The following is a 13,602-nucleotide window of genomic DNA, read 5'->3' as shown; positions in this document are numbered from 1 at the left end:
TGTTACCTATCATTCCCTAAGGGAGAGCCAGAAGCGGCGCCACGGGATGGCGCCGCTTCCGGGTGTTCGTTGACGCCAGGGAGGAAACTAGGCGCCGATGATGTTGTACTCCGGGCCGAACGGGAACTTGGTGATGTTCTCCGCGCCGTCCTCGCCCACCACCAGGATGTCGTGCTCGCGGTAGCCGCCGGCGCCCGGCTGGCCGTCCAGGACGGTGATCATCGGTTCCATGGAGACCACCATGCCGGGTTCCAGCACGGTATCGATGTCCTCGCGGAGCTCCAGGCCGGCCTCGCGGCCGTAGTAGTGGCTCAGGACGCCGAAGGAGTGCCCGTAGCCGAAGGTCCGGTTCGCCAGCAGCCCGTGACCCACGTAGATCTCGTTCAGTTCAGCGGCGATGTCCTTGCAGACCGCACCCGGCTTGATGAGTTCCAGGCCGCGCTTGTGGACTTCGACGTTGATGTTCCACAGCTCCAGGGAGCGGGCGTCGGGCTCGCCGTAGAACAGCGTGCGTTCCAGGGCGGTGTAGTAGCCGGAGGTCATGGGGAAGCAGTTCAGGGACAGGATGTCGTGTTCCTGGATCTTGCGTGTGGTCGCCCAGTTGTGCGCGCCGTCGGTGTTGATACCGGACTGGAACCAGACCCAAGTGTCCCGGATTTCCGAGTCCGGGAAGGTCCGGGCGATCTCGTGGACCATGGCCTCGGTGCCGATCAGCGCAACCTCGTATTCGGTGATCCCCGCGGTGATGGCGTTGCGGATGGCCTCGCCACCCAGGTCGCCGATGCGGGCGCCGTGCTTGATGACCTCGATCTCTTCCGCCGACTTGATCATCCGCTGGCGCATGGCCGCCTGGGCCACGTCCACCAGGGTGGCCGACGCGAAGGCCGCCTGGATCTTGTTGCGGTTGTCCAGCGGCAGCGAGTCGTCCTCGACGCCGAGGCGGCGTGGGTTGATGCCGCGGGTGCGCAGGACTTCCTGGATGGCAAAGATGTAGTTGTCGCGGCGCCAGTCCGTGTAGACCAGGTTGTCGCCGTAGCTCCGCCGCCACGGCATGCCGGCGTCGATGTTGGCCGTGACGGTCACGGTGTCGTCCTTGGTGACCACCATGGCGTAGGAGCGGCCGAAGTAGGTGAACAGGAAGTCGGAGTAGTACTTGATGGAGTGGTAGCTGGTCAGGACGACGGCGTCCAGGTCCTTCTCTGCCATGATGCGGCGCAGGCCGGCCAGGCGGCGCTCGAACTCGGTATCGGAGAACGTGAGGCTCACCTTTGAGCCGTTGTTCAGAACCTTGAGGCGCTCCAGTTCGGCGATGGACGAAGCGTTGTCGGTGGTGATGGTCATCGTGGCGATGCCTTTCTCTAGTGCATTTCTTGAGTTGCGGTTGGTTGGTTGGCTTGAGAGGGAAGCTATTCGTGCCGCAGGGGCTCTTTGCAGGTTTCCCTGGAGAGGGACACTGCGATGAGGGAGACGACGGCGGCAGCCACCAGGTACCAGGCCGGCGCCAGGTCGCTTGCGGTTGCGGCGATGAGGAGCGTTGCCATGAACGGGGCGGTGCCGCCGAACAGGGCGTTGGAAAGGTTGAAGCTGACCGCAAAGCCGCTGTAGCGGACCCGGGTGGGGAACATTTCCGCCAGGAAGCTGGGGAGCGTGCCGTCGTTGAGGCTAAGCATGGCGCCCAGCAGGATCTGGACCAGGACGATGACCAGGAAGTTGCCGGTGCCGAGCAGTGCGAAGGCCGGGACGGTCAGGACGATAAAGGCAACCGAGGCGCTGATCAGCACCTTCTTGCGCCCGAACCGGTCCGAGAGCATGCCGGTGAGGAAGATGAAGCCGATGTAGGTGATCAGGGCGACGGTGGTGGCCAGGAATGATTCAGTTTCGCCGAGGCCCAGTTCCGAGGACAGGTACGTGGGCATGTAGCTGAGGATCACGTAGAAGCCGACGGCGTTGAGCAGCACGGCGCCGACGGCCTGCAGCAACTGCCGCCAGTGGTTGCGGAAGAGGCTGGACACGGGGGCCTTGACGGCGTGGTCCTCGGCGGCCAGCTCCCGGAACACGGGCGTGTCCTCGAGCTTGGTCCGGATGTACCGGCCGATCAGTCCCATGGGTGCCGCCAGCAGGAAGGGCAGCCGCCAGCCCCAGCTCTGCATGGCGTCGGTGGAGAGCAAGGTAGTCAGCAGGCCGGCCATCAGCGAACCGAGCAGCAGGCCGGCCGCGGTGCTGGCGGGGACCACCGCGGCGTATAGGCCACGCCGGTTGGCGGGGGCGTACTCCACCAGGAAAGCCGAGGCTCCGGCGTACTCGCCGGAGGCGGAGAAGCCCTGGACCACCCTGATGATCAGGAGCAGGACAGGCGCCCAGATGCCGATCGTGTCGTAGCCGGGGATCAGTGCTATGCAGAACGTCGCTCCGGACATGATGAGGATCGACAGGGAGAGGGCTGTCCGCCGGCCCACCCTGTCGCCGATGTGGCCCCAGACGAATCCGCCGAGCGGGCGGACCAGAAAGGAGATGGCAAAGAGGGCGAAGGTCAGCAGCAGCCCGGTTTGCGGATCGGATTCCGGGAAGAAGACCGTTGCGATGGTGACGGCCAGATAGCCATAGACGGCGTAGTCGAACCATTCAACGAAGTTGCCGATGAAGCTGGCAGCGATGACCCGGCGCCTGGTTTCCTTGCTGACGGCGTTGTCGGCAGGGGCGGGGCGTGGATCACTCAGGGTGCCGCCCGGGGAGCTGCGGCGGGATGGGGAGGAAGTTTCGTTACTCATGTTTCCACCAAAGTGTTCGTGGTTGCATTCAGCGCAACGCTGTTGCAACAGACTATGGTGTGATGGCCGCCACGGTCAATGGTTGTGAAAAGGCATTTTTCTTATTTGCGGGATATGGGCAGCAACTTCAGCGACTCAAGGCCGGTGCGGCATGCGTTGGAGCGGGGTAGCATGGGCTCGCAGTGTTGTTCCACATGCAATAAAGTTGCATTGATGCCGCAATTGGCTTCATCCGCCTTCTGCTAATCAAGCGCGTGGGGCGGTCAGGAACCGCGCCAGGTCCTCTTCTCCCGGGGACAATCCCATGTAAGCGAAGTCTGTAAACCCGAGGGTTGATCCGGTGAGGCGCTTGATTTCCGGCAGCACTTCGTCCGGCCAGTGGGGCGGTTCCCAGTCCTGGTGTTCGCTTTTGTAGTGGCGGCCGGACGGTGAGGTCCAGCCAGGGGGTTCGTTTTTGGTGGCTGGTGTTGGGGTCCAGCCGGTGGTGTGTCTGAGACGATGGTGCTTAGGGCAGGGTTGTCCCAAGTTGCTGATGCCGGTGGCGCCACCCTGGTGCCAGGCGAGGAGGTGGTCTGCCTCGTTGTCCAGTGAATTGTTGTTGCAGCAGGGGAAGGGGCATTTGCCGTCCCGAAGCCGGAGCCAGTTCCGCATGGCTTTGGTGACCCTGTAACTGGTCCGCCCGATTTCCAGTGGCGCCCCGTCCCTCGGGTCAACCAGAACCCGGTGGAACGAATCAGCCCCATTCGCGACCAGATTCCTCGCCATGGACGGTGGGATGGGGCCGAAACCGTCCAGCATGGCTGGTTCGTCGGTGAGGCCCATCAGGGCAAGTACCGGCACGGTGACCAGCACCTGGGCCCGCACTGACGAAGACGACCCGGCAGCCGTTCCTGCGTCTGCGCCACCGGCACTCGCCCCGCCACTGCTGCTGGTTCTGCTGGTGAGGATCGCTGAGGCAAAATTGTCGGCCCGGATCTGGTGCTCCGGCCTGCAGGGCGGACAAGGTCAGCGGCAAGGCGGTGGTCATCATATGGGATGCGGCCAGGAACGAAGCTGCAGCCCGCGGCCCGATGGCCAGCACGGCGGCGATCTCGGCGTCGACGGCCATCTCCTGCGCCCGCACCGGCGCCCCTGGAGGGGCGAGAGCGCGGGCGGTTTCCGCGTACTTCATGGCAGCGCGGGCCTTCAACCCTGCCACGCCGGCCTCTACGGCCGCTGCGCCGGAGAGGATGTCCAGGTTGGTGTCCGCCAGCATGGCCAGCGGATCAGGACCGGCAGAAGCGTCGACACCGGCAGCATCCACCTCCGCGTTGAGCACGTCAACGGCGGCCTTGATGTCAGCAAACGCCTTCGCCACCGCTTCGGTGCCCATGCACACATCATCGCAATGGGGTCTGACATTAAGGCGGGAAAGGGTCGGTCACGCGTGAAAACCGGAGGCCGCCTCTTCAGCGACCCCCGGTTTCCGACGCAAGCCCGGGCAGGTGGTGGACTATCCGCGGAGGCGCTCCATGCCCGGATCGAACAGCGGCTCGGCAGAGACCGTTGCCGCGACGCGCTTCCCGAAGTACTCGATCTCCACCGGGTCGCCCTCGGACACCGACGTCGGCAGCCACGCGTAGGCGATCGGCTTTCGGACGGAGTAGCCGTAGGCGGCGCTTGTGACGTAACCCACTGCGGAGCCGCCCACGTACACAGGTTCCTTGCCCAGCACAATGGACGTGCCGTCGTCGACCGTCAGGCACCGCAGCGCCCGGGTGGCCGGCTGCTCCCTGCGCCCGGCCAGGGCCTCACAACCCACAAAGCCCGTCTTGTCCTTGGCCACCGAGAAGCCCAGGCCGGACTCGTATGGGTGGTGCTCGGAGGTCATATCCGTGCCCCACAGCCGGTAGCCCTTTTCGAGCCGCATGCTGTTGAACGCGCCGCGGCCGGCCGCGATGATGCCGTGCTCCCTGCCGGCCTCAAACAGCAGGTCCCAGAGCTTTAGCCCGTATTCGGCGGTGGTGTACAGCTCCCAGCCCAGCTCGCCCACGTAGGAGAGCCGCATGGCAGTGACCGGGATGCCCCCAACGGAGATTTCCTTGGTGCGGAAGTACTTCAGGCCGTCGTTGGTCAGGTCGTCGGAGCTGACCTTGCCGATCACTTCGCGCGCCAGCGGGCCCCACAATCCGATGCAGCAGGTGCTGCCGGTGATGTCCGAGACGTGCACCCACTGGGCCGGATCCGCTGCCGACTGCTTCCGGGCTTCCACCCGCAGGTAGTCAAAGTCCACGTTGCTGTTGACTCCCAGCTGGAAGTCTTCCTCCGCCAGCCGTGCCACCGTCACGTCACTGCGGATGCCGCCGTCGTGCTCCAGCAGCAGGCAGTACGTTACGGCACCAGGCTTCTTGGCAATGTTGCCCGTGCTGAGCCGGTGCAGCAGCGCCTGCGCGCCCGGGCCCACCACGGACAGCCGCTTCAGCGGCGTCATGTCGAAAAGTCCGACGGCGGTGCGCGTCTTCCACGCTTCCGCGGCGGAGATCGGGGAAGAGAACATGGCGGACCACCCGTCCCGTTCCGGCGCCTGCCATTCTGCCGGCAGCTCCTCCAGGAGGCCGCGGTTGGCCTCGAACCAATGCGGGCGCTCCCAGCCGGCGGACTCCAGGAAGAAGGCGCCGAGCTCCTTCTGCCGGACGTTGAACGGGCTGACTCGCAGGTCCCGCGGGGATTCCCTGGGCTGCAGCGGGTGCATTACGTCGTAGATCTCCACGAAGTTCTGCTGCGACGTCTCGCTGACATAGGCGTCGGAGGTCTGCACCTTTTCAAAGCGGGTGAGCTCGCAGCCGTGGAGGTCCGTGCGCGACCGGCCCTCCACCAGCAGCTCAGCCATTGCCTTGGCCACACCGGCCGAATGCGTCACCCACACGGCCTCAGCCACAAAGAGCCCTTGGAGGTCCGGCGCCTCGCCCATGAGCGGGCCGCCGTCGGGGGTAAAGGAGAAGATGCCGTTGAAGCCGTCCTGAATTTCGGAACCGCGCAGCGCCGGCAGCAGGTCCTGGCTGTCCTCCCAAGCGGGCAGGAAGTCTTCCAGGGTGAACTCCAGGCGCGAGGGCATGCGGTGGTCCGACATTTCCTCTGCGGAGACCTTCGGCAGCGCGGACATGTCCACCGGCATGGGCCGGTGGGCGTAGCTGCCGATGCCGATGCGGTCGCCCCATTCGCGGTAGTACAGGTCCCTGTCCTGGTAGCGCAGGATGGGCTTGCTGGCGCCCTTCGGAAGCTCGTTGTCGCCTTCGAGTTCGGGCAGCGGGGTGCTGATCGCGTACTGGTGGGCGAGCGGCAGCAGCGGGACTTCCAGGCCAACCAACTTGCCGAGTTCACGGCCCCAGAAACCTGCGCAGGACACCACGATGTCCGCCGGGATCAGTCCGTTGTCTGTCTCGACGCCGGTCACCTTGCCGCCCTCCTGGGCGATGCCGGTCACCGCGGTGGAGCCGAGGAAGGTCACGCCACGCTCGCTGGAGCGCTCGATCAGCAGCTGCACCGCACGGGCCGCCAGGGCCAGGCCGTCAGTGGGGATAAGCAGGCCGCCCAGGACTTCGCGGCCGCCGGTGAGCTTGCCGGTATTCAGGAGTGGGTAGATCTTTTCGCACTCGTCGGCGTCGACGATCCTGCTTTCGACGCCCCAGGAGGTCATCACGCCCATCTTGCGCTTGAGGTCGGCGAGGCGCTCGGGGGTGGTTGCCAGCTCCAGGCCACCCACCTGGTTGAAGCAGGATTCGCCGTCCTTGCTCAGAGCCAGCAGCTTGTTCACCGTGTAGGTGGCGAATTCGGTCATGGTCCGCGACGGGTTGTTCTGGAAGACCAGGCCCGGCGCGTGCGAGGTGGAGCCTCCGGCAAGTTCCAGCGGTCCCTGTTCCACCACCGTGATGTTGGTCCAGCCCCGGGTGGTGAGTTCGTCGGCAAGGTTGGTTCCGACAATGCCGGCGCCGATGATAACAACGCGTGGTGATGCGCTCATGGGTTTGTTTCTCCTGTTGTGCGTGGCGGGCGTAGGCGTTAGCGGAAGACGACGGTGCGGGTGTTGTTGAGCAGGACCCGGTGCTGGCAGTGCCACCTGACTGCGCGGGACAATGCCTGCGATTCGGCGTCCCTGCCAACAGTGACCAGCGCATTCGGGTCCAGGCTGTGGTCCACCCGGAACACTTCCTGCTCGATGATCGGGCCCTCGTCCAGGTCTGCGGTGACGTAGTGCGCGGTGGCTCCGATGAGCTTCACGCCCCTGTCGTAGGCCTGGTGGTAGGGCTTGGCCCCCTTGAACCCGGGGAGGAAGGAATGGTGGATGTTGATGGCCCGGCCGCGGAGGGTCTTGCTGAGGCCGTCCGAGAGTACCTGCATGTAGCGGGCCAGGACCACCAGGTCTGCCTGGTACTCCTCGACCAGTTCCAGCAGGCGCGCCTCGGCCTGCGGCTTGGTTTCGGCGGTGACCGGGACATGGATGAACGGCAGGCCGGCGGCTTCCGCCATGGGGCGGAGGTCCTCGTGGTTGGAGACCACGACGGCGATCTCCGCACCCAGGCTGCCGGCGCGCCAGCGGAAGATGAGGTCATTGAGGCAGTGGCCGAACTTCGAGACCATCACCAGCACGCGCTGGGGGCGGCCGTCGTGGATGGCGAACTCCATGCCGAACTCATCGGCAGTGGCGGCAAACTCTGCGCTGAGGCCTTCCGCAGAGACCTCATTGTCTCCCGGGGTGAAGGCCGTGCGCAGGTAGAGCTTGCCGCTCATATGGTCGTCGAACTGCTGGTGTTCAACAATGTCGAAGCCGCGGTCAGCGAGGAATGCGGTGATCGCCCGGACGATCCCAGGGCGCTCCGGGCACGCAAGCGTGAGGACGTACTGTGCGGTCCCGGTACTGCGGATGCTGGGGACGGCGCCGGCTTCCGCCGTCGCAATGGCGGTGGGGCGGCCTTCGAGGACTGTGGTCATGGTCTACTCCTGGTTCTTTGCGGATGCTTGGGTGTGAGCGGGGGATGCCGAGCAGGGGCCGTCATCCGAACAGCGCTGGTCACATTCGTGCTTGGTTACGAGATCGAACTGGACGCCGCCGTGCTGGTCCACACCGCTCCGAATGGCGCGTTCCACGACGGAGTCCGCCAGCCGGCGACGGAGCGACAGCGGGTCCCGGCGAAGGTCCTTGACCAGGGCGAAGCAGAGCAGCAGCATGACCAGGACGAAGGGCAGGGCCGCCACGATGGTGATGCGCTGCAGCCCGGAAAGCGCCTCGGACGGTTCATCGCCGCCGGCGAGCAACATGACGGCCGCTACCGCACCCGTGAGGGTGCCCCAGAAGATCACCACGCCGCGCTTCGGGTCCGAGGATCCGTTGGAGCTCAATGACCCCATGATGATCGACGCCGAGTCGGCTCCCGTAATGAAGAAGATGGCCACCAGGGCCATCGCGAGGACGATCACCGCCGCGGTCAGCCAGGCCGGCATGGACATGTTCTTCACCAGGTCGAACAGGGCTCCGTCAAAATCGATGGACGGTGACCCGCTGGCCATGGACACAAGGCCGGCTGTGCCTTCCCTGTCCGCGTCCTCTTGGATCTTGAACGCCGTTCCGCCGAAGATGCCAAACCAGATGACGCTGACGATGCTGGGTACCAGCAGGACGCCGGTGACGAACTGCCGGATGGTGCGGCCGCGGCTGATCCGGGCGATGAACATGCCCACGAAAGGCGTCCAGGACACCCACCAGGCCCAGTAGAAGATGGTCCAGCCGGACATCCAGGTGCGCAGGGCCTCGTCACCGACGGCTTCAGTGCGGGAAGCCATCTCGGCCAGGTCCCGGGCGTAGTCCCCCACCGCGGCAGGGATGAGGTTGAGGATGAAGAGCGTGGGGCCGGCGATGAAGACGATGAGCGCCAGGACAACGGCCAGGACCATGTTGATATTGGACAGCCACTGGATGCCGCGGCTGATACCGGACACCGCCGAGGCCACAAAGCAGGCGGTCAGGACGGCGACAATGGCCACGAGCACTGGCGTACCCACCTCGCCCATCCAGCCGTTCGAGCTCAGCCCGCTGCCGATCTGCAGGGCGCCGAGGCCCAGGGAAGCCGCCGTGCCGAAAAGCGTGGCGAAAATCGCCAGGATGTTGATGAACTTTCCCAGCGGTCCCTCGACTGTCCTGATGCCGAAAAGGGACGTAAACGCTGCCGAGATTAGCTGGCGCCGGCCCAGGCGGTATGTGCCGTAGGCCATGGCGATGCCAACGACGGCGTACATCGCCCACGGGTGCAGGGTCCAATGGAAGATGGAGGTGGCCATGGCCGTCTGGATGGCTGCGGGGGTCCGTCCGTCCACGGTGCCGGGCGGCGGCGAAATGTAGTGGTAGAGCGGTTCGGCAACACCGTAGAACATCAGGCCGATGCCCATTCCGGCCGCGAACATCATGGCAACCCATGAAACGGTGCGGAACTCGGGCTTTTCACCGTCCTTGCCGAGGGGAATGTTGCCCCACTTGCCCAGGGCCAGCCAGAGGACGAAAACAACGAATAACGAGGCCAGGACCATAAAGAGCCAGCCGGTGTACTCCATAACCCAGTCCAGGGCGAGTGTCGAGGTAGTGGCCAGGCTGTCCCGGCCCAGGAAGCCCCAGGCCACGAAGGCCAGGGCAAGGACGCCGGTGATGCCGAAGGTGGCCTTATCGAGGGTGAGCTTGCGGTTCCGCCGTTCAGCCACAGCCTGTTCGGCCTTGGTCTGGCGGAGTTCCTGCATGATCTGTTCGGTATCCTCCGCGTCCTGTGACTCGTGGGAGGAAGAAGAGCTATCCGGTGCAGTAACGGGTGTGGGCTCCTCCAGGTCAAGGGGGGATTGGGTATCCGGGCGGATGTCGCTGTTCAAAGCCATGTCAGGTCCTTTGGTAAGAATTCATGGGCTGGCGCTGTACTCCGGCGTCCCCGGGCCGGTGGAAGATCGGTGCTTCCTCTCATTCAGTGGTTACGATCAGCTCTGCTTCGATCGTGGAACAGGGGGTCAGGCATCGATCACCAGATCGGTCTGCGCGACTGAGCAGCAGGGCAGGAACTTGCCCGCCGAGATTTCCCGCGCCCGGATTCCACCCTGGTGGTTCATCTCGATCTCCCCTGAAAGCTTGACGACCTTGCAGGAGCCGCACATGCCCTCCTTGCAGTTCGCGCCAATCCTGACGCCCGCACGCTGGGCCGCCTCGAGGATGCGTTCGCTGGGGTCGATCCGCACGTTAAGGCCGGTGCGCATGAAGGTCATGGTGAGGGTGCCTGTTCCCACCGTGTCAAAGCTCAAGGCGTCAGGGGAGCCGGCATCCGGCTCCGTGGCCGGGCCGTCGGCGGAGGGGTCCGGGCCGGGCGCCTCCGGGTCGATGATTTCCAGCGGCAGCCCCGAGGCCTCCAAGGTTCCGTCGGCGTCGTAGCCAGGCTCGTAGAGCCCAAACGCGGCAGGCTGGCCTTCGTAGTAGTTCTCGGCGGACTCGGCGATCTCCTCGGCAATTTCCTCCGCGACGTCGGCTGCAAGCGCCACCTCCGCCTGATATTCCAGGAGCGTCTGGCGGTCTCCCGAGAAGAACTCCATATGAATGGAAGTGTCGTCCACCCCGACCCCCTTGAGGAGCTCGGCGGCGGTGTTCAGGTAACCTTCGGGACCGCATGCGTACACCTGGCGGCCGTTGGCGTCGGGGGCCACTTCCTCGAGCATGCCTGCCGTCAGCCTTCCACGGAGCCCGTCCCATCCCTCCGGGACGCTGCGGTCACCCAGGGAGTAGTGGACCGTGATGCGCGAGTCCACCGAGGCGATATAGGCCAGTTCCCGGTGAAAGGCAAAGCCTCCGGCGTCCGAGCCGTGGTAGAGCACTGCAACATCGGCGTGGCCGGGCAGGGAGTGGATTGTCCGGACCATGGACATGATCGGAGTGATGCCTGCGCCGGCTGCAAGCAGGAGGAACCGCGCCCGCCGGTCGGCGTCGGGCAGGTGGAACGCTCCAACGGGCCCCAGCATTTCAAGGACGGTGCCGGGCTTGACGTTCTCGTGCGCATATGGCGAGACCAGTCCCGTGGAGTCGCACTTGACGGTGATGCTGAAGGTCCAGGGCTCGGTGGGCGAACTGGACAGCGAGTAGCTGCGGTCCACCGGTTCCTGGTCCTGGCCATTTACGGGAAATGCGACGTTCACGTACTGGCCCGCGCGGAACGCCAGGGGCGCACCGTCGCAGCGGCGGAACACAAAGGTCATCATGGCGCCGGCCTCGGCGACGGTCTCGACGCATTCGGCCGTGAACTCCTGCGGATGCCATGGGCCCAATGCACGGGCTGCCCGGGCGGGCGTCTCGGCGCTTCCCATCACCCTGTTCCACGGCATCTCAAGACCGCGAATACGCTGTGGTTCTTGGATTGCCGTTTCGGTGAGGAGTTCAGTCATGCCAAGTACTCCTGCACGCGCTGCACGTACCAGTTGATGAATGCCTCGACCTGGTATTCGCTCTTCATGTAGGGGCCGGGCTCGTAGGCGGGGCTGCCGGCACCCTGCTGGCACAGCTCCACGAACGCCTTGTCCTGCAGGTTCGTCTGCTTCCAGGTGTAGGTGAGCTTCTCCAGGTCGTAGTCCACGCCCTCCACGGCGTCGTCAGCCACAAGCCACGTGGTGCGGACGAGGCTCTGGTGTTCGTTGATGGGAAAAACACCGAACGTGATGACGTGGTCGCCGAGGAAATGGAACCAGCTGTTGGGCTGCAGGTGCATCGAGCAGCGGCCAAGGCGGAAGTCGCGCAGGTCACCGAGCAGCTTCTTGGAAAGCCTGCGCCCGTCGGCGGAGAATGATTCGCCTTCTCCGTCGAGTGATTCCCGTGAGATGCGGATTCCCGCGACGCGGGTGTCCAGCTCCTCGACTACCTCGTAGGGAAGGCCGTAGCGGCGGCACCGCTCTTCGAGGGAGGACTGGGCCTCTTTGTTGCGGTCCCACACTTCCTCCAGGTGGGGCGGGATCAGGCCTTCGGTCAGGCCCCAGGTGGGGAAGAGGGAGCAGGCGAGCTCAGGGTGTCCGTCGCAGTGGTAGCACTCACGGTTGTTCTCCATGACGAGCTTCCAGTTGCCCTCTTCGATGATGTTCTGCTGGTAGGCGATTTTCGTCTTCGCGAGATCATGGGGCGCCAGGTACGGCTCAAAGATCTTTGCCGTTTCGTCGAAGTCCGTGGGCGGTTCATCCGCAATACAGACGAAGATGAGTCCGGCAACCTCACGGCCGTGGGCACGCTTGAGGCCGAAGCAGCTCTTGTCGAACTTCGTTTCCCCCGGTGCGGAGGCATGGATGAGGTTGCCCTCCGGGGAGTACGTCCAGGAGTGGTAGCCGCAGACCAGGTTTCCGGTTGACCCGGCAGCCTCGGTGAGAACGCGGGCACCGCGGTGGCGGCAGACGTTATGAAGGACGTTCACGCCGCCGTCGTCGTTCCGCAGCACGATCAGGGAGTAGGGCCCGTAGTCAACGGTGACGTAGTCTCCGGGCTCCGGCAGTTCAGCGGTGCTGGCGGCAAAGATCCAGTGCCGGCCGAAGATGGCCTCCATGTCGATGTTGAAGATGGTGCGATCGGTGTAGAAGGGGGCATCGAGGGAGTAGCCGGTGCGCCGGAACTCAAACAACGCGGAAATTTCTGCCAGCTGCCCGGCAGGCAATGACGCAGCGAGTTTTCCGCGTGAATTAAGGGGCACGTTCACTGAAGCAGTCAAGGGTTTCCTCCCGGGAGGCCTGGGTTGCGGGTGGTGCGGGGTGACCACGGGGCGCGGGTGCTAAGGGGATGGTCGAAGAGCTTGTAATGATGAGATTAGGGACACATCTGCTGCAACAAAAGCGCCAAATTTTGAAGATAACCCTGCAGAATTAGTGCATGATCGACGCTAGGCTCATCACCCTGCGCGTGTTCGCCCGGTGCGGCACCATCGGCGCAACCGCGGAGCTCACGGGTTATTCTCCCTCTGCCGTCTCCGCGCAGTTGCGGGAACTCCAGCGTGTGCTTGGAATGCAGTTGCTGACAAAAGACGGCCGGGGCGTGCGGCTTACCGCCACCGGACGCTTCCTCGTAGCGGGATCGGATGCCCTCATCGCGCAGTGGGAGAGCCTGCGCGCCGTGGCTATGGAGGCCGGCGACCAGGTGCAGCCCCGTCTTGGCCTCGGCGGATTTTCCTCTGCAGCCGCCCAGTTGCTGGCGCCGTTGGCCGCCACCCTGCGTTCAACCCGCCCCCAGCTGGAGGTGCAAGTCCTTGAGGCTGACCCGGCACGCTGCTTCGACCTGCTGGTGGCGGAACGAATCGACCTTGCCGTCATCGTCGCCATGCAGTCCGACACTTATGGCGAGGACGATCCGCGCTTCGAGCAGAGAGTCCTGCTCGACGATCCCCTGGATGTGATCGTTCCCGCTGACCATCCGCTGGCATCACGGGAAACGGCGACGCTTGAAGAGCTGGCATCCGAGCCCTGGATCACCGAGGCCGCCGGTTCCACCTACCATTCCCTCTTCACCGCGGCGTTCACGGCGGTGGGGCTGACGCCGCGGATTGCCCATGAGGCCGTCGAATGGGAAACCCACATCGCGTTCGTGGGCGCGGGGCTGGGCATTGGCCTGCTGCCCCGGCTGGCGCCTTTGCATGGTGCCGAGAACGTGGTTCGGCTACGCATCACCGGTAAGGCGCGACCCACGCGCCGCATTGTGGTGGCAGCGCGCAGGGGCAGCCTCGCCTCACCCCTGATCCAAGAGTCGATCGACATCCTGCAGGCCAACGCCAACCGCATCCTCACCGCCCGGCTTGAAGAGGACCTCTGAGCGCTG

At 64.8% G+C, this 13,602-nt stretch carries 9 protein-coding genes; 1 reads left to right on the top strand and 8 read right to left on the bottom strand.

Going from position 1 to position 13,602, the window contains the following annotated elements; all coding sequences use genetic code 11:
• Positions 1–87 precede the first annotated feature (87 nt).
• From AR539_RS02705 to AR539_RS02670, 8 genes are all read right to left on the bottom strand, one after another.
• The gene (locus AR539_RS02705; RefSeq protein ID WP_066432323.1) at positions 88–1,341 is read right to left on the bottom strand and encodes an aminopeptidase P family protein; all 1,254 of its coding nucleotides are present in this window, start codon (positions 1,339–1,341) and stop codon (positions 88–90) included.
• A gap of 65 nt (positions 1,342–1,406) precedes the next feature.
• The gene (locus tag AR539_RS02700; protein ID WP_066432321.1) at positions 1,407–2,768 is read right to left on the bottom strand and encodes an MFS transporter; all 1,362 of its coding nucleotides are present in this window, start codon (positions 2,766–2,768) and stop codon (positions 1,407–1,409) included.
• Between the two features lie 246 nt (positions 2,769–3,014).
• Complete coding sequence (locus AR539_RS19885) at positions 3,015–3,716, bottom strand: hypothetical protein (protein WP_442854391.1); 702 nt, start codon at positions 3,714–3,716, stop codon at positions 3,015–3,017.
• A gap of 544 nt (positions 3,717–4,260) precedes the next feature.
• Positions 4,261–6,768, bottom strand: a complete 2,508-nt coding sequence (locus tag AR539_RS02690) for a GcvT family protein (RefSeq protein ID WP_066432319.1) — start codon at positions 6,766–6,768, stop codon at positions 4,261–4,263.
• Between the two features lie 38 nt (positions 6,769–6,806).
• Entirely contained in the window at positions 6,807–7,736 is a 930-nt protein-coding gene (gene purU / locus AR539_RS02685) for a formyltetrahydrofolate deformylase (protein ID WP_082699165.1), read from the bottom strand.
• 3 nt (positions 7,737–7,739) lie between these two features.
• Positions 7,740–9,662: a BCCT family transporter gene (locus AR539_RS02680; protein ID WP_066432315.1), complete on the bottom strand. Its 1,923-nt coding sequence runs from the start codon at positions 9,660–9,662 to the stop codon at positions 7,740–7,742.
• Between the two features lie 126 nt (positions 9,663–9,788).
• Positions 9,789–11,204: a ferredoxin reductase gene (locus tag AR539_RS02675; RefSeq protein ID WP_066432314.1), complete on the bottom strand. Its 1,416-nt coding sequence runs from the start codon at positions 11,202–11,204 to the stop codon at positions 9,789–9,791.
• A complete protein-coding gene (locus tag AR539_RS02670) occupies positions 11,201–12,505 on the bottom strand; it encodes an aromatic ring-hydroxylating oxygenase subunit alpha (protein WP_066432313.1) in 1,305 nt (434 codons plus the stop codon). Before AR539_RS02670 ends, AR539_RS02675 begins: the two co-directional genes overlap by 4 nt.
• A gap of 158 nt (positions 12,506–12,663) precedes the next feature.
• Here AR539_RS02670 and AR539_RS02665 point away from each other — a divergent pair, with 158 nt between their 5' ends.
• Positions 12,664–13,596, top strand: a complete 933-nt coding sequence (locus tag AR539_RS02665) for a LysR family transcriptional regulator (protein WP_066432312.1) — start codon at positions 12,664–12,666, stop codon at positions 13,594–13,596.
• The last annotated feature ends 6 nt before the right edge of the window (positions 13,597–13,602 follow it).

It is taken from the genome of Arthrobacter sp. EPSL27, from assembly GCF_001512305.1.
GTDB lineage: Bacteria > Actinomycetota > Actinomycetes > Actinomycetales > Micrococcaceae > Arthrobacter.
Note: the sequence above shows the minus strand (reverse complement) of the source record. Positions and strands in the feature narration are given on the sequence as shown.

What these genes read in the sequence shown, in the direction of transcription:
- AR539_RS02680 (WP_066432315.1), bottom strand. Translation starts at nt 9,662, where the DNA reads ATGGCTTTGAACAGCGACATCCGCCCGGATACCCAATCCCCCCTTGAC.
- AR539_RS02690 (WP_066432319.1), bottom strand. Translation starts at nt 6,768, where the DNA reads ATGAGCGCATCACCACGCGTTGTTATCATCGGCGCCGGCATTGTCGGA.
- AR539_RS02665 (WP_066432312.1), top strand. Translation starts at nt 12,664, where the DNA reads ATGATCGACGCTAGGCTCATCACCCTGCGCGTGTTCGCCCGGTGCGGC.
- AR539_RS02705 (WP_066432323.1), bottom strand. Translation starts at nt 1,341, where the DNA reads ATGACCATCACCACCGACAACGCTTCGTCCATCGCCGAACTGGAGCGC.
- purU (WP_082699165.1), bottom strand. Translation starts at nt 7,736, where the DNA reads ATGACCACAGTCCTCGAAGGCCGCCCCACCGCCATTGCGACGGCGGAA.
- AR539_RS02700 (WP_066432321.1), bottom strand. Translation starts at nt 2,768, where the DNA reads ATGAGTAACGAAACTTCCTCCCCATCCCGCCGCAGCTCCCCGGGCGGC.
- AR539_RS02675 (WP_066432314.1), bottom strand. Translation starts at nt 11,204, where the DNA reads ATGACTGAACTCCTCACCGAAACGGCAATCCAAGAACCACAGCGTATT.